This window comes from Methylotetracoccus oryzae (assembly GCF_006175985.1).
In the GTDB taxonomy this organism is placed as follows: domain Bacteria; phylum Pseudomonadota; class Gammaproteobacteria; order Methylococcales; family Methylococcaceae; genus Methylotetracoccus; species Methylotetracoccus oryzae.
This window is the reverse complement of record NZ_SRSH01000011.1, coordinates 159,238-178,791: the sequence shown is the minus strand read 5'-3', so window position 1 is coordinate 178,791 and position 19,554 is coordinate 159,238. Positions and strand designations below refer to the sequence as shown.

At 62.6% G+C, this 19,554-nt stretch carries 18 protein-coding genes; 14 read left to right on the top strand and 4 right to left on the bottom strand.

The annotated features are described in order from the left end of the window. From BWR02_RS12870 to BWR02_RS12830, 9 genes are all read left to right on the top strand, one after another. The coding region (locus BWR02_RS12870) for an IS5 family transposase (protein WP_236102214.1) at window positions 1-937 on the top strand (937 nt) is incomplete at its 5' end. A gap of 817 nt (window positions 938-1,754) precedes the next feature. Further along, a complete protein-coding gene (locus BWR02_RS12865) occupies window positions 1,755-2,675 on the top strand; it encodes a tyrosinase family protein (protein ID WP_139558158.1) in 921 nt (306 codons plus the stop codon). Window positions 2,676-2,708: 33 nt separating this feature from the next. Next, window positions 2,709-3,140 carry a hypothetical protein gene (locus tag BWR02_RS12860; RefSeq protein WP_139558157.1) on the top strand — a complete coding sequence of 144 codons (432 nt, stop codon included), beginning with the start codon at window positions 2,709-2,711 and terminating at the stop codon, window positions 3,138-3,140. A 22-nt stretch (window positions 3,141-3,162) separates the two neighbouring features. After that, entirely contained in the window at window positions 3,163-3,522 is a 360-nt protein-coding gene (locus tag BWR02_RS12855; protein WP_139558156.1) for a hypothetical protein, read from the top strand. Between the two features lie 250 nt (window positions 3,523-3,772). After that, entirely contained in the window at window positions 3,773-7,147 is a 3,375-nt protein-coding gene (locus tag BWR02_RS12850; RefSeq protein ID WP_139558155.1) for an ELWxxDGT repeat protein, read from the top strand. 164 nt (window positions 7,148-7,311) lie between these two features. Then, window positions 7,312-7,623, top strand: a complete 312-nt coding sequence (locus BWR02_RS12845; RefSeq protein WP_139558154.1) for a hypothetical protein — start codon at window positions 7,312-7,314, stop codon at window positions 7,621-7,623. A 180-nt stretch (window positions 7,624-7,803) separates the two neighbouring features. Beyond that, complete coding sequence (locus BWR02_RS12840) at window positions 7,804-8,181, top strand: glycine zipper 2TM domain-containing protein (protein WP_139558153.1); 378 nt, start codon at window positions 7,804-7,806, stop codon at window positions 8,179-8,181. An 81-nt stretch (window positions 8,182-8,262) separates the two neighbouring features. Then, window positions 8,263-8,940 carry a response regulator transcription factor gene (locus BWR02_RS12835; RefSeq protein ID WP_139558152.1) on the top strand — a complete coding sequence of 226 codons (678 nt, stop codon included), beginning with the start codon at window positions 8,263-8,265 and terminating at the stop codon, window positions 8,938-8,940. Continuing rightward, complete coding sequence (locus tag BWR02_RS12830) at window positions 8,937-10,301, top strand: ATP-binding protein (RefSeq protein WP_139558151.1); 1,365 nt, start codon at window positions 8,937-8,939, stop codon at window positions 10,299-10,301. The genes BWR02_RS12835 and BWR02_RS12830 overlap by 4 nt, the downstream gene beginning before the upstream one ends. Window positions 10,302-10,338: 37 nt before the next feature. On the opposite strand, the gene BWR02_RS12825 is transcribed toward BWR02_RS12830, so the two are convergent. Further along, window positions 10,339-10,872: a DUF4410 domain-containing protein gene (locus BWR02_RS12825; protein ID WP_139558150.1), complete on the bottom strand. Its 534-nt coding sequence runs from the start codon at window positions 10,870-10,872 to the stop codon at window positions 10,339-10,341. Between the two features lie 292 nt (window positions 10,873-11,164). Between BWR02_RS12825 and BWR02_RS12820 the strand changes: the two genes are divergently transcribed. Beyond that, window positions 11,165-12,097 (top strand): ATP-grasp domain-containing protein, encoded by a 933-nt coding sequence (locus tag BWR02_RS12820; protein ID WP_139558149.1) that lies wholly within the window; start codon window positions 11,165-11,167, stop codon window positions 12,095-12,097. Between the two features lie 99 nt (window positions 12,098-12,196). Here the strand turns inward: BWR02_RS12820 and BWR02_RS12815 are convergent, their stop codons facing one another. Next, window positions 12,197-13,216, bottom strand: coding sequence for a sodium:calcium antiporter (locus BWR02_RS12815; protein ID WP_139558148.1), 1,020 nt, complete (start codon window positions 13,214-13,216; stop codon window positions 12,197-12,199). 114 nt (window positions 13,217-13,330) lie between these two features. Between BWR02_RS12815 and BWR02_RS12810 the strand changes: the two genes are divergently transcribed. Both BWR02_RS12810 and BWR02_RS12805 read left to right on the top strand, forming a co-directional pair. Beyond that, window positions 13,331-14,353, top strand: a complete 1,023-nt coding sequence (locus BWR02_RS12810; protein WP_162560135.1) for a lipase family protein — start codon at window positions 13,331-13,333, stop codon at window positions 14,351-14,353. A 100-nt stretch (window positions 14,354-14,453) separates the two neighbouring features. Then, complete coding sequence (locus BWR02_RS12805) at window positions 14,454-15,017, top strand: HdeD family acid-resistance protein (RefSeq protein ID WP_201276253.1); 564 nt, start codon at window positions 14,454-14,456, stop codon at window positions 15,015-15,017. A gap of 47 nt (window positions 15,018-15,064) precedes the next feature. Here the strand turns inward: BWR02_RS12805 and BWR02_RS12800 are convergent, their stop codons facing one another. Further along, window positions 15,065-16,009, bottom strand: a complete 945-nt coding sequence (locus BWR02_RS12800; RefSeq protein WP_162560134.1) for a glycosyltransferase family 2 protein — start codon at window positions 16,007-16,009, stop codon at window positions 15,065-15,067. 252 nt (window positions 16,010-16,261) lie between these two features. Between BWR02_RS12800 and BWR02_RS20905 the strand changes: the two genes are divergently transcribed. Beyond that, window positions 16,262-16,729 (top strand): hypothetical protein, encoded by a 468-nt coding sequence (locus BWR02_RS20905; protein ID WP_162560133.1) that lies wholly within the window; start codon window positions 16,262-16,264, stop codon window positions 16,727-16,729. A 457-nt stretch (window positions 16,730-17,186) separates the two neighbouring features. On the opposite strand, the gene hxlAB is transcribed toward BWR02_RS20905, so the two are convergent. Then, window positions 17,187-18,356 carry a bifunctional 3-hexulose-6-phosphate synthase/6-phospho-3-hexuloisomerase gene (gene hxlAB / locus BWR02_RS12790; protein ID WP_139558143.1) on the bottom strand — a complete coding sequence of 390 codons (1,170 nt, stop codon included), beginning with the start codon at window positions 18,354-18,356 and terminating at the stop codon, window positions 17,187-17,189. 260 nt (window positions 18,357-18,616) lie between these two features. Here hxlAB and BWR02_RS12785 point away from each other — a divergent pair, with 260 nt between their 5' ends. After that, entirely contained in the window at window positions 18,617-19,387 is a 771-nt protein-coding gene (locus tag BWR02_RS12785) for an HAD-IIA family hydrolase (RefSeq protein ID WP_162560132.1), read from the top strand. Window positions 19,388-19,554 lie beyond the last annotated feature (167 nt).

Sequence of the window (19,554 nt, the reverse complement as noted above, 5' to 3'; positions counted from 1 at the left end):
CTTCGCCTCGCTGGCCTATGACCAGAAGAAGAAGCAGACCCGACGGGAGAAGTTCCTGGCCGAGATGGAGCAGGCGGTACCCTGGTCGGAACTGCTGGCGGTGATCGAACCGTATTACCCGACCGCGGGGCGGCGGGGTCGTCAGCCGTTCCCGTTGGCGACGATGCTCCGGCTGTATTTCCTTCAGCAATGGTATGCGCTGTCCGACCCCGGTCTGGAAGACGCGCTGTATGAGATCGAATCGATGCGGCGCTTCGCCGGTCTGGACTTGGCCGACGATGCGTTGCCCGATGAAACCACGATTCTCAAGTTCCGGCGCTTGTTGGAGCGGCATGCACTGACCGCCAAGCTGATGAATACCATCAGCGACGTGCTGGAAGCGCGTGGGCTGCTGCTCAAGGGCGGCACGATGGTGGATGCGACGATCATTCATGCCGCGCCGTCGACGAAGAACAAGACCAAGACGCGCGATCCCGAGATGCACCAGACCAAGAAGGGGAATCAGTGGTACTTCGGCATGAAGGTGCACGTGGGTGCGGATGTTCACAGCGGCGTGGCGCACACGGTGTCGGTCACCCCGGCGAATGCCGCCGACATCAGTCAACTGCCGAATCTCCTGCGGGAAGATGACCGGATCGTCATCGGCGATGCGGGCTACGTCAATGACACCTACAAGCGGGCCGCGCGGCAAGCGGGTGTCGTGTGGGGCGTGGCCCTGAAGGCCCGTCCGAAACGCCGGCTGGGGTCGGCGCAGAAGCGCCGGAACCGGAAGATGTCGTCGCTTCGCAGCCGCGTTGAACATCTGTTCCGCGTGATGAAGCGGCAGTTCGGCTACACCAAGACGCGTTACCGGGGCCTGGCCAAGAACGCCGCCCAGGTGTTTACCCTGATCGGGCTTACCAACATCTATCTCAAGAGGCATGCCTTGATGATCTGACGGGCGACGTGCGCCCGGCATCCGCCCCAACGGGCGAATCCGGGCGGAAATCGCCCTCTCAAACGCGGAATTTGCGTCACTAAAGTCCATTTTCGACGCCTGATTCTCCGCGGGATGCGTCCTTGCGCGTCAACTCGGAATTGTTCAGAGGTTCCCTAACCTAGGCCGCTCCGAGCGGCAATACGTAAAAACACGTATGTGTGAGGCGGCGAGCGAATGAGGCGCTTGCAAGCCCCCTTTTAAGGACAGGTCAGGTTTCGCAGGGCTGCTGGCAGAGTACTGAGTCTTCGCGGTGAGTCTGTGTTCACGAGGGGGTACGTCGGCACGCGAAGCCACGGCCCAGTGCTTGTGGCCTGAGACGGCTGCGCGGCCCCGCTTGGCCTGGGCTTCGGCGCGTAGTCTCGGACCATCCCGACGTCCGGGTGGGCGATTGAAATCTCGACCCCCAGGGAATCCCGGGCAGGTTCCTCAACGGTCCTATAGAGGTAGATCGAAACGGGTAGAGCAGCCGTCGAGAAATTTTACAGTCTAGCTACATGGGCTTGGATGTAGGCGAAAAAGAATAATAAAAACAGTGGGAAAAAATATTGGCGCGCCGCTTGCTCAGATGTGGCTACAGGAAATGTGGTGGGCGTGATGGCAAACAACGGGAAACCCGAGACCAAGCCCTGGCCCCGCCCTGGAAACAAACAATCACGTTGGCATGTGCCGCAGCTCGTGGATCGGAGCCTCCCGGTGGTTTCGGGGCACGGCACGGTCACCGCGGTAAACGTGGGATAGGCGCCATTTCTCGAACGCAGCGGGGAGAGACAACTGCATGACGACGATTCGAAGAGACATCACCACTCTGACCGATGACCAATGGCGGCGGTTCGTAGACGCGCTGAACGCCTACAAGGCAGCTATCGACCCGGAAACGGGGATGTCCTTGTATGACTTGTTCACCAAGCGGCACATGGAGTCGATGATGGAACTCACGCTCTTTCCGGGTGAGACCGGGACGCAGCGCAATGCCGCTCATCGCGGGCCGGTTTTTCTCCCTTGGCACCGCGTAGCGCTGCGAGATCTGGAACTCGATCTACAGCGCCCCGAGTTCGATCCCTGGGGACCGCTGCACAACGCGTACTACGATGCAAGCAATCCGCCTGAGCCGCTCGCCATTCCCTACTGCCCGTTCTTCGGTATGGGCAATACCTGGCAGACGCACGCCGTCTGGGAGCGGATCGGCCATAACGGATCCTCGACACAGGGCCGCCGGGTGATCGACGGGCCCTTCGCGCACTGGACATCCATCATCTGGAATAACAACACCCAATCGTTTGTGCCGAGAGACGGCATCCTGCGCAACTTCCGGGCAGGGTCGGCGATGCCTGCGGTACCCAATGTGCGGGCAAGAGCCAATGCCGTGTACGACGTCTATCCGTGGAACGAGCTCAACACCACCGGGTTCCGCAATATGCTCGAAAGTCGTCATAACACCGTTCACAACATCATTGGAGGTGACATGCTGCCCGGAACGTCGCCGAACGACCCGGTCTTCTGGCTGCATCACTGCAACGTTGACCGGTACTGGGCTGCGTGGCAACAGGTGCGCGGGATGACCAATTACGCGCCGAACGGCGAAGGTCCGCCGAGTCATAACCGTTACGATCAGCTAAGCCACACGTTTTTGCCGGTCACGATAGACGAAGTCCTGGATTTGGAGGCCAGCGACGTCGCCTACGACAGCTACGCCTGATAGCCAATAACCGAAGCAACTTAGGTAAAGCCTATGAAGCGCAGAGATTTTATTCGTACCACGGGCATCTTCACGGCACTTGGTGTCGCGACGGCGACTTTTCGCCGGACGGCAAACGCCGTGGAAGAACAGACGACCGTTCAGGCAACGCCGGCGACACATGACCATGGCCACCTCCATGGAAGTGGGCCGACGAACGCCGAGCCGGCCACGGTGCTGGATGCTTTCAGTTACCGCGGAAGGCGTTTCAAGGTGCTGCATCGCGGTGGTCGGACTCGGCTCTTCCGTAAACGGACGGCCGAGTGCGAAACCCTTTCCATCGATGGCCACGAGAAGAGCACGCATATCTTCACGCGGGTCGGAGAACACTATGCCTCACATATGCTCCCGTACGAGACGTATCGGAACCCACGCGACCTGGTCAAACGGCTGGCGGATGAAGATGGCCGCTTTTTCATTCTGTGACCCGATCCTTGTGCGATTTGGCGTGAGCAAGCGGAAGTGGCTGTTTCAGCTAGCCTGTTTCGGTTGGTTGAGCGTCGCCGCGGCGGACGGCGGATCGCTTTGCGACGCGCCGGTCGACAGTGGGCGTGGCGTCGAGTCTTCTGCCGGCATCGAGCGATTCGTCTACCGGGGCAAGAGCATCGCGTTTGAACGAACGGGCGACCGTGTGGATGACACCGTGCGGGTTTGCGTGGACGGCCGCCAGTGGCCAGCCGACCTGATTGTGCGAGTCGGCGATGGGTTTACGTCCAGGCTGTTGCCCTATCAGCAGTTCCCGACACTCCCGGACCTGATCAAGATGCTGATCGACAACGACGGCGTGCTGTTTCGGATTGGATCGTGACGCCGCTAGAGCCCTGTGTGTCAGGTGTTCCTGGGCGATGGACATCGAGCACGCCACGGCCCGGAGCCATGTTCACCGTCTATCGAGGAGCGCCAGCGGGTAGGTGCCGGGATGACGACGACGAGGGAATCCGCATGTGCCCGGTTTGGGCTCCAGCGCACCACCCCAGCTAACAGAAGGCGCTGGTCAGAACCCACGATCATCCTTTACTTCAACACTCAAGTAATACGCAGTCTTCCGGAGAGTCTTCATGTCCGTTCAGGCCAACCGCTGGATCTTCCAGGCATCCGATTCAACCAACGGCACCGAATTGTGGATCACGGACGGAACGACGTCCGGCACTCAACTGCTCAAGAACATCAATCCGGGTTCATCCGGGTCAGTGCCCCTTTATCTGTCGACGTTCGGGCAAGATAAGATTCTTTTTTCGGCGACGGACGCAAGCAACGGCCGAGAACTTTGGATCTCGGATGGAACCGAGGCTGGAACGCAGCTGGTCAAGAATATCGGCCCCGGAACCAGCGGATCGTTGCCTCAGAATTTCACGGACTTAGGCAATGGGCATGCGATTTTTACCGCCTCGACTGGCGATACGGGTGCCGAGTTGTGGATCACGGACGGCACCGATACGGGTACACGGCTGCTAAAGGAATTGTTTAGTGGGACCGGCAGTTCGTCACCGCAGAACTTCACAGCGCTCGGTAATGGGCTCTGGTTGTTTACCGCGGAGGACGGCGTTAGCGGGCGGGAGCTGTGGGTCACGGACGGTACCGAACCCGGCACGATTCTGGTCAGTGACATCTTCACCGGCACGCCTGGATCAACACCGACCAGCTTCATTCCGATCGGCGACGGGCGAGCGCTCTTCAACGCAAGCTCCTCCACGGCGGGCAGCGAACTGTGGATCACGGATGGAACCGCGGGCGGCACGACGCTGGTCAGTGACATACTTCCAGGATCCGAGGGTTCCAATCCGACGAGCATCACCGCGCTCGGCGGCGGCAAGTGGCTCTTCGCCGCCGAGGACAACACCAACGGCAGTGAATTGTGGATCACGGACGGCAGCGCCGCGGGCACGCATCTGGTCACGAACATCCGCACCGGGACCACCGGTTCGTTCCCTTTGAATCTGACCTCATTGGGTAATGGCAAGGCGCTGTTCACGGCCGACGATGGCAGCAGCGGCGCCGAACTGTGGATTACGGATGGCACGGCAGGTGGCACGATGCTGCTCCGGGACATTGCACCGGGCGCGTCGGGTTCGGGCGTCCAGTACATTACGGCGCTCGGTGACGGCAAGGCCGTATTCCGCGCCAACAACGGCAGCAGCGGGGCCGAACTGTGGATCACGGATGGTACCAGCGCCGGCACGCTCATGGTGAAGGACATCAATCCCGGTGCGGGGAGTTCTGCCCCTCAGTACATCACGGCGCTCGGTGACGGCACGGCTCTGTTCCGTGCGAACAATGGCAGCAGCGGGGCGGAGTTGTGGATCACGGATGGCACCACCGCCGGCACCACACTATTGAAGGACATCAACGCCGGTCTAGCGGGTTCGTCCCCAATTGGATACGTGGGGCTGCGCGTGAATTCTTCCCCCACGTCGAATCTGGACACGTTGGCGGCGGTCGAGGATACGCCCATCGTGTTCACCGCTGCGGAACTGCTCGCCAACGATACTGACCCGGACGGCGATACGCTCATGATTGCCAGCGTGGCTTCAGGCGTCGGGGGGACGGCAGTCCTTCAGGCGGATGGGAGCGTGCTTTTTACGCCGAATGCCGACTTCAACGGTACCGCAGATTTCACCTATACGGTTACCGATGGGGCCGCCTTCTGCGAGCCGGCGTTGGTCACCGTGGAGGTGGCTGCGGTCAATGATCCAGCCGTGATTAGCGGCGATATCACCGGCACGGTGTCGGAGGACGGCTTTCCAGGCTCGGTGAGCGGTGCCCTGAGCGTGGAGGATCCGGACGGTCCGTCGAGCTTCGTTACCGTAGCATCGCCCACTGCGAGCGATCTGGGCTACGGCTCCTTCACGATCACGGAAGAGGGGATCTGGACCTATGTCCTCGATAACAACAACGCCACTGTCGGTGCGCTGGACGACGGGCAACAACTGACGGATACCTTTACCGTTGTCACGGGCGATGGGACCGAACAACAGGTGACCGTCATCGTTCACGGCCATACCGACGTCACAGCATCTGCGCCCACCGACATTCGGTGGCTGGGCTCGAGCCCCAACAATCGGAGCCTCCCCGCCGCGGGCGAGCCGCTTGCGGTGCTCAGGGCAACCGACGAAGACTCTTCGGACTTCAGCTACGTCCTGCTCGCCGGGAGCAGCCCCGGTTTTTCCCTGACGAACGGTGTTGTCACGCGCAACTCGGCATTCGGCGCGGGGCAGACCTACACGCTCAACCTGCGGGCGACCGATCCGACGGATCGGTTCCATGACGAAGCGTTTACGATCCGCACCGGAACCTCGGCTGCCGACGCGATGAACGGGACAAGCGGGGACGATGTCATGTATGGACAGGCCGGCAACGATACCCTGAACGGTGAGGCAGGTGATGACAGCCTGTTTGGCGGTGCAGGTGCCGACATCGTTGACGGCGGCGATGGCAACGACATTCTGGGCGGGGGGAATGGCAACGACTCGCTTTACGGTGGTCTGGGCGATGACACCTTCCTCTACACCGTTGGAGAAGGCGCGGATCTCGCATCCGGTGGTGATGGAACCGACACGCTCATTGCCAACGGCACCCTCTCGAACGAATCGCTCGCGGTGCGGGTGACGGGTGGACAGGTCGACTTCCTGGCCGGAGGCTCGGTTACCGGAATCGAACACGTCGTTCTCGATATGGGGGTGGGCATCGACAGCCTGAGTTATGCCGGCACCAGCGCCGGTGTCAGTGTCAACCTCGGAACCGGTGCCGCCACCGGTTTCGATCTGATCTCCGGTGTCGAGAATCTGACCGGCGGTGCCGGCGCCGACCTCCTTTTCGGCAACGATGCGGCCAATTCGCTGAACGGTGGTGCCGGCGGCGATACCTTCTGGGGGGGCGGTGGCGTTGACACGATAGATACCGGCGCCGCGAACGATAATCTCGTGGACCGTATCGTATATAGCGACGCTCAGGAGGGCGGTTTGGGCGAATCGATCCTGCGTTTCGACAGCACCGGGACGGCAACGCAACGCGATACCATCGACTTCACCGGCGTGCTGAGGACACTCCTTGATGCGAACAACGACGGCCAACTTAGCTTCGGGCTGAGTGCGACCTCAAACAACAGCAATAGTGCGGTTGATCTCGGGAGCGTCGAGGGCTTGTATCTGGCTGGCACAGCCAACGACGGCGTCGCTACGGTCGATTTGACCAACGCGGCGGCTGTGGCCGCCGAATTCAATGCTGAGTTCAACCTTACCGTCACTCAGGGCGAACAGACGTTGCTGGTGATCAACGACAATGTCAGCGGGAGCAGCCAAGCTGCGCTGTGGCTCTACACCGAGGCGGATGCCGGCATCAGCAGCGATAACCCGATCGCCGCGACCGAACTGACATTGATCGCCGTCGTTCAGGCCAATGCCACGGTGGTCAGCGCTCAGTTCGATTTTGGCTGAAACGAATGTCCGTGGCGTGCGGCCCGGTTCGTTGTGAGATCCGATCTGTTGTGAACGACGGGGATTGCGTGAAGACCACGGACTGCATGCGTATCAGGCCCCGTCTTTTCGCCCGAGCGGCGGTCCTCATATTGACTGCCGCCTGCGCGTCGAGAGCGCTGGCGGTGGCACCCAATGGCGAAATCGAGCCCTTCGCGGCCTTTGTCAAGCAGGGTACCCTGGCGGACAGAATCGTGCCCGACTTCGTCGTAAAGTTCCGGATTCCACGGGGCTCCCGATGGAGTGTTAACCCGGTGACGGACCGGGCCGGAGCAACTCTCGCCAAAAGCGCAGCCGAAGCACGAACTGTTGCCAACGAAACGGTCATCACCGTGGTTGCCGGTGGTCGGGCGAGATGGGCTGGCGGGTACGGCCGGCGCAACGCGTGGACCTATGCCAAGGAATTGAGGGTGCGCTACGGCCCGCGGATGCGCTGATCGGCGCCCCCGCAAGCAGGCCTCGACCCCAGCCCGCATCAGGGCCTTTCCAGCCAGCCAACGAAAGCGTCCATCACGGACCTGCGGAACCGTTCAGCTTCCGTTCAGCAAATTCCCGTTATCGTCTTTGCGTCGGCTGCGTTGCGGCCGGAACTTCAGATTCGTAACGGAGCACGGTCAATGAAACGCAGCCTTGTCATCGTCTTCAGCGCGGGTATCATCGCCAGCCCGGCGGCGCCGGCGCACGCTCAGCACGGGCACTTCGCTTGGCATGGTCATCATCACGGTCATGATCAGGGTTACCGTAGACCCAGGCATGGAATTCCGGTGTACCCGGTCTACGTCCCGCCGCCTGTTCTGTACCGCCCAGCGCCGATTTACGGCCGGCGGGGGGATTACTGCCCGCCGCGCCGCCATGAACACAGTTCGCTGCCCCTGATTGCCGGGGGCATCATGGGTGGAGTGGTCGGAAACGAGGTGGGTCACGGCCATCCGGCCGCAATCATCGGCGGGTCGGTAATCGGGTCGGTGATCGGCCATGAATTGGGTCAACGTTAGAGGGTTGGGCTGCCGCGAAATCGGATAGCCAGGCCGTCCCGACGAAATGTCCCCGGTGTTCCAGCAGTTAAGCCTCCCATCATGCGTTTGTTGCTGATCGAAGACGATGTCGAATTGGTCCAGCAGATCGGATCCGGTCTGCGCGACGCGGGGTACGCGGTCGATTGCAGCCGGGAGGGTCAGGACGGCTGGTTTCTCGGGCAGGCGGTTCCTTTCGACCTCGCGGTCCTCGATCTCGGCCTTCCCGGGCTTTCCGGGATCGACGTGATTCGCCGCTGGCGCGCTTCGGGGGTGGCATTCCCGATCCTGATCCTGACGGCCCGGGACCGCTGGCAGGACAAGGTCGAAGGCTTGAATGCCGGCGCCGACGACTACCTGACGAAACCGTTTCATTTCGAGGAGTTGTCGGCGCGCATCAAGGCGCTGTTGCGGCGTGCGGCAGGCGTGTCGGGCGTGGTGGTTGAGCGCGGGCCCGTCAGGCTTGATCTTGCCGCGCAGGAGGTCCATGTTGGAGAACGGCGGGTCGAACTGACGGCGCAGGAATACAAAGTGCTGGAGTACCTGATGCTGCATGCCGGCACGGTCGTGTCCAAGACCACGCTGACCGAGCACATGTACGACCAGGATTTCGAGCTCGACAGCAATGTCATCGAAGTTTTCGTCGCCCGCGTCCGCCGCAAACTCGATCCGGACAACCGGCTTAGACCGATCGAAACCTTGCGAGGCCGGGGTTACCGCTTCGCCGGTCATCCCCGATGAGCTATTCCCTGCAGGCGCGTGCCATGTTGATTGGTAGCGCGGTGCTGGGCCTCTTCCTGATTGGCACAGGTGTCGTGCTGGACCGCGGTTTTCGGGACAGCGCGGAAGCGGCGATGCGCGACGGCCTCGAGGCCAATGCGGAGACCTTGCGCGCCGGCATCGAAAACCAGCATCTGGACGGGCTGATGTCGCTGCCGCAGACGCTGACCGAAAAGCTGTCTGAGCCGCATTCGGGCCTTTACGCGCGTCTGATCCGCCGGACGGATGGCCGGGAAGTCTGGTTGTCGGAGTCGGCCCGGGCGCTCTCCATCCCATGGCCGGTCCCGGATCACTTCTGGACTGCGCGCCTCGATCCGGTCGAACCCGGAAACGGCCCCGCGCTGTACGTACTCAGCGTCGACATCCGCTATCAGAAGCCGCGCAGCCGCGCTGTGATTCCCTATCTGCTGCAACTCGCCGAGACGCTGGACGACAAGGAAAGCTACTACTACGCGCGTATGAACAAGGTCCGCCACCGACTATGGCACTGGTTCGGCGGTGCCGCTCTGGTGTTGCTGGTCCTGCAAGGTCTCATTCTGCGTCGCAGCTTCGCGCCGCTGCGGCGCGTCGAGGCCGACCTGCGGCGCATCGAAGCCGGTGGGGCCGATCGGCTCCACGGAAATTACCCGCGGGAGTTGGAAGGACTGACCAGGAACCTGAACGCACTGCTCGATCAGGCAGCGGCTCATCTGTCCCGTTATCGCGACGCGCTTGGCGATCTTGCGCACAGTCTGAAGACACCGCTGGCCGTACTCCGCGGGGCACTCGATGGAGCAGGAGCGCGACCGCTGGCCAAAGATCTGACGCAGCAGCAGATCGACGCCATGAGCCGCATCATCGAGTACCAGCTCAAACGCGCGGCCGCTTCGGGGCGCACCCACCTCGCGCAGCCGGTTGCGGTCGCAGAGACAGCGCACCAGGTGATCTCGGCTCTGCACAAGGTCTATGCCGGTAAGGGTGTGCAATGCCGAATCGAGATCGAACCGGCGCTCATGTTCCGCGGTGACGCGGGCGATCTGCTGGAGATGCTTGGCAACCTCGCCGACAACGCCTTCAAGTGGGCTCGCTCGCGGGTCGCAGTGCGCGCCGTGTCCGATGACGAGCACGGACTCGAACTCATCGTCGACGACGACGGACCGGGCATCGAACCGGAGTTGGCCGGTCGCCTGCCGCAGCGCTGGCAGCGTGCCGATCCGTCCGCGCCCGGTCACGGGCTTGGTCTTGCCATTGTCGCGTCGATCGCCAGTGCGTATGGTGGCAACTTGAACATCGATACGAGCCCGCTGGGCGGGGCGAGGGTCAGTGCGTCGGGGCTACGTTAGGTGCGCATACCGGATATGTTGCGCGCACCTCCAGTGCTTACCGCTGCGGTTGCGTCAACGCTTCGGCGATGCCCTCGGCAAAGCCCTCTTCTACGGTCTCGATCGTGGTGCTGCCGCCATAGATTCCACCCCAGGCAAATGTCTTCTGGACGTTGAAATCTGCCAGACGCGAATTCTGTGGCAGAGCAAACAGCGTGATCTGCGCATCGATATGAATCTGGCCCAGTCCCGCCAGCATAAGTCGGGCAAGGGCGTTCCCTTTGTCATAGCGCGTGAGCAATACCTCGATCCGGTAGGGCTGGGGTTCTTGCGCCGCGGCGTTCCGTTGTTTCAGCGTGTCGATCCGCGCGGCGATGCGCTGAGACAACCGGTCGCGTTCCTGTTGGATCAGCGCGATGCCGGGCTTCGCGCTGACCGTTATGGTGACCGTATCGTTGCTGTCGACGACCGTGCCCGCAGGTGGGGTATGCGTGAAGTGGGCTTCTGGCGCTGTGGTGGCGCATCCGGAGACCAAGGCTGAGGCGACGAGGATGCCAGTAATGCGGTTCTGGCGCGTTCTGTTGATGTTCATTATTGTCTCCCGCGGGCGTTTCGGGCGATCCGCCTAACCCTTTCGGCTGGGAACTGTGTGGGCGCATCGCGCCTCTCCGGCCAGCGTCCTGTGATCTCCGGTGCCAGCACCTACGACCATGCGCCCGTGAGGAAGGGCGGTCAATAGGCTCCACTGCCTAGGCGTCAAGGCATAGGTTTTCCTTTGTGCTGCGCTTACGGTGCGTGCTTCCTCTGGCACTTATGCGATAGGCTGGGAGCGTGGCCGCTGCGGATCCATCGCAGTTACCTTAAACAGTGAGTCATCCCAACGTATGTTGGCGAGAATCGCCTTTGCCCACCTGGGGCAGACGCACGACGAGTTTCCGGCGGTCAGAACGGCATTGGCGGCACGGGGCATCGCCTGCGAACTGGTCCATCTGGATCGTCTCGACACCTGGGACCCTAATGAGTACGCGGCGGTCAATGTGCGCGAATGCCGCGGCTATCACCTGGATGGCGGGTTCCTGGACAAACTCGAAGTCATGACGCGGCGGACGGCACCCGCCATCTGCATTAACTCCTTCGCGGTGGCCAGGGGCACGCTGGACAAAGCCGCTTACCTGCCGGGTCTGGCAGAGGCCGGTATCGATCTGGTTCCCACGCATTGGATCTCCGCAGGCAACGACTGGACACTGGAGTCGGTCATGCGTGCAACGGGTTGGCTCGATTTGGTCGTCAAGCCCTGTGTTTCCTCCAAGAGCTGGCAGACGTTTCGTCTCAGACAAACCCCGATGGGCATCGAACTGTTCGCGGCCGGCATACCGACGCAGCCGACGCTGCTCGGTCTGGCCGCAGCCAATGCGACGTTGCGTCAGGCGCTTGCCGGCCGTGCAGTATGCGTCCAGCGTTTTCTGCCCGAGATCCAGCATCATGGCGAAGTGTCCTTCGTGTTCCTGGGGGGCGCGTTCAGTCATGCCATACGAAAGACCGTTGCGGAGGGGGGCTGGTTGGCACACGAGTTCTATGGCGGACGGAACGCCGTCTGTGAAGTCGATGCCGCCGATATCGCCTGGGCCGAGCAGGCTCACGCAGTGATCGTGCAGCGTTTCGGCCATTTGCACTACGGCCGGGTCGATGCGATTCCCTACGGGAAGGGCTGGCGCCTGCTGGAATGCGAACTGGTCGTACCGCGCCTGTTCCTGCGCGAGGGGCGGGCGGTGGAGCGCTATGCGTCAGTGCTGGCAGCAGCGATTGCAGCAAACTGAGTCGAATGCCCGCCGACGTCGACAGACGTCACCGTGGAGGCGGGGCGCGCGATCGGATGACGCGCAGCGACCGGCCAGGGCGCGGGCCGTTCCGGGCGATCATTCGCTGAGCAGATAAAGCCCCAGGGAATTCAGCACGTAGATGGCGAAGAGCCCCAGGCTGACCCAGCCGACGGTGCCGAACACGCGGTTGCCGGTGCGGCCGAACAGCCCGACGATCGCGAGACTGGACATGATCACGGCCGACAGCGCCGAGACGCCGTGGATAGGCGAGACATGGGACAGGATGGGGCCGGGCAGGAACGCCACGTCGTCGATCGCGATGATGACGATGTCGAACAGATTGCTGCCGAGGAGATTGGCGATGGCCATGTCGATTGCCCCGAGTCTGAGGGCGCCAATCGTTACGGCAAGCTCCGGCAGCGAGGTGGTTGCGGCGACCAGGAGCGTGCCGACGAAGGAATTGCTCCAGCCCATCATGGCGGCAATATCGGCGCCCACGAAAGGCAAGGCGACACCGGCGGCCGCGACGATACTTCCGGCGACGACATACCCCAGGCTTGCCGCGCGCAGCGTAACCGCCGGATAGCGTTCGGTGACGTCTTCGACGAAGTCCGACATCTGCTCCCGCTCGTACAGGAAGATGGAACGCATCGCGGCGAAATACAGCAGGACGATGACGGGAGAGTAGAGGCCGACGTGACCCAGTGTCGGCAACACAATCTTGCCGTCGATCAGGAGATTGGCGCCGACGAAAGAGATCAGGGCAATCCCGTAGGCAGCCGACAACACATGCCCTTGGCGGGCGCGTCGGTAGATCGATTCATCCCGGGACAGGAAGTCGATGACCACGAGTATGGACAGATTGAACACGCAGCTGCCGAGCACGTCGCCAACCGTGATATTCGGCGCATTGGCCAGCGTCACCGAGCTGATACCGGTGATCAACTCGGGCAGGGAGGTCGCGGTCGCGAGCAGAACGAGCCCGATCCAGCTCCCGGAGAGGCCGGTCTTTTCGGCGATAATGTCGCCGTACAGGGAAAGCCGGGTGCCGGCCAGGCCAATGGCCACGATGCAGCCGATGAATTCTGCCCAGACGACCAGTTGGGCGGGCTCCATGACGATCCTTTCCTGTGCCGGTGGCGCTGCCGCTAGGTTGATGACGCGGGGTTAACGGGTGAGACCACGAGTGGATGATAGCGTATCGATGGTGCGCAGTGCGCGAGTCAGGTCGTGGCGCTAGCGGACCTGCTCACCGCCCGTCGTTTGCTATGCGCCTGTAATCTGGCCTATGGCGTGACGGCGGACGTTCGCTCGCCGGATGATCTGGCAATTACGCCGCCGGTGCTGCTGTCCCGCGAGGTGATCGCCAGGCTGGCCGCGGCGGTGGACTTCGAACCGGCCTCCTTTTGCGCCCATCAGTCTTCCAGTCGGGCCGGCATCGATGCGTTTCTGTACGTGGAGAGTGACGAGTCCGCCATTCTGGCATTCCGCGGTACCTTGCCGGCGCGGCTCGTGGCCGATCGGGATCGGCTCGACCGGATATTCGCGGACTGGCTCAACAATGCGCGAGCGCACCTGGTCGCGGGTGACCGCATTGGCGTGCCGGGCTACGTGCACGAGGGGTATGCAGAGTCCTTGAATGCATTGTGGTGGGGAGCCGGTGGCCTCGGGGAACTGTTGCCCCGGATCCGGCTCGCCGTCGCGCAGGGGCGCCGTTTGCTGCTCACCGGTCACAGCAAGGGCGGTGCGCTGGCGCAACTCGCCGCTTTGCGTTTGGCGGAGGGAGGGCACGGACTCAGGCCGGCCGCAGTCCATACCTTCGCCGCGCCGCGGGCTGGAAATCACACCTTCGCAAACGCTTTCGAAGCCGTGTTGGCGGGAAGTGCCTGGCGCTTCGAGTTTCAGGACGACCTCGTTCCTCACCTTCCGCCTACCGAGGCTCTCTGGTTTGCGGTACGGTCGGCGCTGCAGGGCACCGAATCATCCCGCAACGAAGGTTTCGGCGAGGGTGCCTGGGCGGCACTCAAGGCGCGGAGTCAGGCAGTCGGACGGATCGGCTCCTATGAGTCCGCGGGGCAGCTCCAGTTCATCGATTGGGAGGACCATCTTCGTGACGGCGACACGCCGGCTTTGCGGGACGAGCGAGTCCTGCGCCTGGTGCGAGCGTTGGCACTGTCGCTGCCGGAGGTTTCCCGAGCCCACTTGCCGATGCAAGGTTATGGCTATATGGATTTTCTCGAGCGCAAAGCCTGAAGGTGCAGCGACGGGACTCGGCGGGGGATAGACTCTTGCCGGGTCAACCCGTGTAAGATCACGGCCTCCAGACATGTCGAGTTACAGGAGGACGGGATCGATGTTCGGACAATCGCTGACACAATACTGGTGGCTACTGCTGCTGCGCGGCATCCTGGCTCTGCTGTTCGGGCTGGGCGCCTTCGTGGTGCCGGGGCTGACACTGGCTTCGCTGGTGCTTCTGTTCGCGGCTTTCGCGTTCGCCGACGGCGTGGTCGAGGTCTATCATGCGCTTCGCATCCGCTCGCACAGCGAGAATTGGTGGCTGTTGCTGCTCGAAGGGTTGCTCGGCATCGCCTTCGGTGTGATCACGTTCCAGGCCCCTGACATCACGACACTAGTCCTGCTGATCTACATCGCGGCATGGGCGATCGCTTCCGGAGTGATGCGCATCGCGCTGGCCATCCAGGTGCGCAAGGAGATCGAAGGGGAGTGGATGATGGCGCTGGGAGGGCTGGCATCGCTGCTGTTTGGTGTGCTGATGCTCGCCCGCCCCGGAGCGGGCGCCATGGCCGTGATTTGGTACATCGGCGCGTGGGCCATCGCGATCGGCCTCTTCCTGATCGTCGTCGCATTCGAGGCACGCGGGCTCGGCAAGCGCCGCGAGGCCGGGCGGGCAGCCTGAACTCCCGAACGGTCGCCGACGGTTCTCTTCTCCGGCGGGTCGGCCGGTTATCGGCCGATCAGCCTTTTGAAGCGGGCCTTGAGGCTACGGGCTTTCTCGGCCTCGACCTCGTCGAGGTAGGCGCGCAGCCGCGTGTGCTGCTCGACGAGGTCGCCTTGTGCTGCCAGCCAGTCCCATAGCACTGCCTTGTTCGCAACCAGCGCCTTGAGCCACCCCAGGGCAAGGCGGATTTCAGCGTCTTCGGGAGCGGCCGCTGCCAGCGCGGCGATCGCTTCGTCGTTCAAGCGCAGAAACAGCTCGCGCTGGTCTCGCGGATGGGATTCCTTGAATTGCCACCCCAGACAGAAATTCGAAACGCATCTGGGGTGAATGGCCAGCCGCAACCGCGCACAGTTCTGCAGGCCCCAGGCGGTGTCCCCGGCATGTCCGAACTCGACCGGAAACGGGTGGTGCTGCAGGAATTCGGTGCGGTAGACATTGGCAGCGCTGCTGCCAAGCACGGAACCCGTCACGTAACTGCACAGCACCATAATGGTTTCGAGCCGTGTCAGCAGGCGTGGACCCTCATCGACGGCAAAGGCCTCTCCCAGGTCGTGAATCGGCCAACGCACGGCAGCAGGTGTGCAGCCGTCTTCCTGGACCATCCGCGGGGGAGAAACGACCACGTCGGGATTGAGTCGTTCCGCGCTTGCCAGCAGTTCCCCGATTCCCTCGCGACTGATCGTGTCCCCGATCGTCGACACATAGGTCCAGGGTGCTCCGGCCAGCGCGATGGACGCATTCCAGGACTGATAAAGCCCCGGCGGCGTCGACAGGATCGTCGCATTCAACGGTGACAGTCGTTCGCGCAGCAGTTCGGCCGTGCCATCGGATGACTGGCTGTCGACCGCGATGACGCTCTCGACCTCGGCGAGCCACGTGCCGACCGCATCGAGGTGACGAGCCAGGGCGTCGCGGCAATTGAGCGTGGGCAGGATGACGGATACCGGCAACGACATCGCGGCATTAGACCACGGAGCGACACGTCGGGCCAGCGCGGACCTCGTGGGGCCTGGGCCGCGACAGCTGACTGCCGTGTTCCGAGAGGAGCCGACGGGTGACGATTCCTGCCCGTGCAGCCGCTTTCGGTTACGGTGGACCCGGTCGACATCCGCAAGGAGGCCGCCCAGTCCGGCCGGCATTCCGCGGACTAGACTTGTGGCCAGCGAGTCATATCCGGCTCGATCGTCGCGGGAGCAGCAGCCATGGCTACGAAGTGCCTCACTGGATTCGATCCACTCGTTGGCCGGCGGCCGACGCCAGCGGATCATGACTTTCCGCTGCCGTTGCGCTACCGCATCAGTGGCTCTCGTAGCCTTTCCGCACGCACGCGCTCACGCCCTTCCTGGGCCGAGGCGTTTCGGCTTGACACGCGCGGCGTTGAGGCCGGCCTCGTGGCGCTACTCGGGTTTGGCGCTGCCGCCTATTTCGGTTTGTATCAGGGGGTTGCGCTTGGGGTGGGCGAGATCCTCGAACAGACCCTGGGCGAAACGGTCGGAACCGTGGAACTGCTTGAGGGGCTGGTCCGAATGATGGTCGGGTGGATCGTATTTCTGGTCACGGGCTTTGCAACGATCATCCTCAGCCGACATTGTCTGAATTCCGGCGAGCCACCGGTGTCGCCAGAGCCAGTGCCGGAAGGCGAAAAGGAACATGGCCTCGGCTACGATTGAGCGGCTTAAGCCCGCGGTGACTGCCTAGCCATTTCGTTTCCAGCCTCCCCCTGCCTCTGTTTCTTCAGCGCGCCGCGCGGCCCCAGTCGCTGCGGGCGGTAACCGCGGCGCCAACGGGAAACCACCAGCGACCAGCTTCAGCAGGTTACCGCAATAACGTCATACGATCACCTCGGTCTGGTGCAACCGATGAACGGCGGCCTTCGGCGCGCCCGGTCGATCCTCTCGTGAGATTTCAAGCCGACCGATTGCGAATACAAGCCGATTTGGGGCCACTGGCTGGACGACCGGATCCGGCTCGACCAGTGAGCTTTCCCGGAGGCTTCAGTGCACTCACGGGACCAAGCTCTGGCGCGGTGTTAATCGGGTGATTGTCGCTGTGTGAGATTTAAAGGCGGACCACCGGGGCGCCCACGGCGCCCGGTGGTCCCCTGATGTCAGCGGCAGGCGGGTCGCCTTATTCGAGGTTGGCGTGCCGGGTGCGCATCTGCTCCTCGGGAATCTTCTTGGCATGGATCACATGCGAGATCGTCGCCTCGAGGAACAGGAGCGTCGAAAGCTCGAAGGTCGTGCCCATCGGCATGCCGACGATGCGGCTGTACTGCTCCGGCGTGCCGATCTGGAACACCACGTTGGCCATGTCGCCCATCGTGGAGCTCTTTTTGGTGCTGATCAGGGCGATGGTCGCGCCCTGTTCCTTGGCCTTCTTGACGAAGGCCAGCATGGTTTCGGTCTCGCCCGACCCCGAAATCACGATCAGCAAATCCCCGGCCCGAATGCTGGGTGTGACGATCTCGCCCACGACGTAGCATTCATATCCGCCATGCATCAGACGCATGCCGAAGAACTTCGCGATCAGTCCGGAGCGGCCAGCACCCGCCACGAAAATACGCTTGCTGCGGTCCAGCAGGTTCGTCAACTTGGCGTCGTAGGTACGATCCGTGGCAGCCAGAACACTGCCGATCTTGCCCATGATGAACTTGTGGTGGTTGGCATCGAGCAGTTCGCGGATCTCGCGCGCGGCGTCTCCCGGTGACTTCGCGCCGTAGATCGCGGCGCCGACGACGACGATGTTCGCGCCGGCCTTGGCGACCCTGGTCGCCGTGGACTGATTGATGCCGCCCGCGACCGAAATACGCACCGGCAGACCCAACTTGGCGACCGCCTGCAAATCGGCGAAGGGCGTCTGACCGGCTGCCTGAGCGTCGAGGCCCGTGTGGACGCCGACGATCTGCGCGCCGAGACGTGCCGCTTCGCGCGCGCACGCGAGTTTGTCCGGCACGTTGATCAGGTCAACCTGAACCTCGGCATTGTGGGCATTGGCGGCCTTGACGACACCGGCGATGGTCGGGGAACCCGAAACGCCCAGCACGGTGCAAATGTCGGCGCCGGCGGCGTAGAACGGGGCGGCTTCGTATTCACCGGCATCCATGGTCTTCAGATCGACCAGAACCAGCTTGTCCGGGAAGCGCTTCTTCATCTCGGCGACGATGGCGATGCCGTTGTGCTTGATGCTGGGCGTGCCGATTTCAAAAATGTCGACATAGGGGGCCGTCAAGGCCGCCAGCTTCATCGTCTGAGCGATGTCGAGCGTGTCCAATGCCAACTGAATTAGAGGTCTAGCCATGATGGTGCTCCAATGGATTCATGTTCGTTCCCGACGGTCTCGTGAAGTACGACCCGCTGAGGTCACTGGGGCGGGCGACGGTCTGATATGCGCAGAGCAACCGGGGGCCGGTCGACGCCGGGCCATATGCTAGCAGAGTAATCTCCCAAAGTGAGGAGGGGGACAGAGTTGCCGGAGGCTTCCGGTTGACGCCGGCTCGAAGTTGGGGAAGATACACTCGGACATACCTGCAATTTCATTCAGAAAAGGGGAAAACCAGCGTGTTGACCGGCGTCATTCTCGATCTCGATGGAACCGTATACCTCGGTTCGCAACAAGTCCCCGGTGCGTCAGACTTCGTGGCATTTCTTGCCGAAAAAGGCATTCAGTGCCTGTTCGTCACCAATCGGTCGAACCGGAAGCCCGAGGACGTGGCCGGGCATCTGCAGGAGTACGGGATCCCTTGTGAGGTCGAGCATGTGCTGACCTCGTCCCAGGCCGCAGTGCAGTACCTGAAAAGCGGTAGCGCCTACGTGATCGGAGAGGAAGGGCTGACCTCGGAACTCTCCAAGGCGGGAATCGACATCACCGACCGCGACCCGGACTATGTGATCGTCAGCCTGGACCGGCAGTTCAGTTACGAGAAACTGACGACGGCCTGCAACCTGATCGCCGGCGGGGCGACCTTCATCGCGACCAACCCGGACAAGGTGCTCAAGGTAGCGACGGGTCTCAATCCGGGCACCGGTTCGATTGTCGCGGCCGTCGAAGCCGCCTCGGGGGTCAAGCCGTTGGTGATCGGAAAGCCCGAGAAGCTGATCATGGAAATGGCGTTGGCGCGCATGGGGCTCGCGGCGGAAGACGTGTTGGCGGTCGGGGACAACGTCATGACGGATATCCCGGCGGGCGCCGCGGCGGGCATGCGCACGGTTTTGCTGCTGACCGGCGTCAGCCAGCGGCACGAGGCGGATTCCGGGCCCTTTCGCCCCGACTGGGTGCTCGACGGTTTCGCCGAGCTCACCGCCCTGGTGCGGGAACTCACCGAGTCGTGATCCGACGTCCACGGCCGGAGGCCGTTCGGCTGTCCCTCCGCACGTTGACAGGGATGACAAAGCCCTCTTTACTAGCCGCGCCCCTCGGCAGGGCCGTTGCAGTGGCAACGCTCTGTGCGCGGCGATCAGCGAGCAAACATAAGGTCGAAAAATACAGGAGCGAGGAA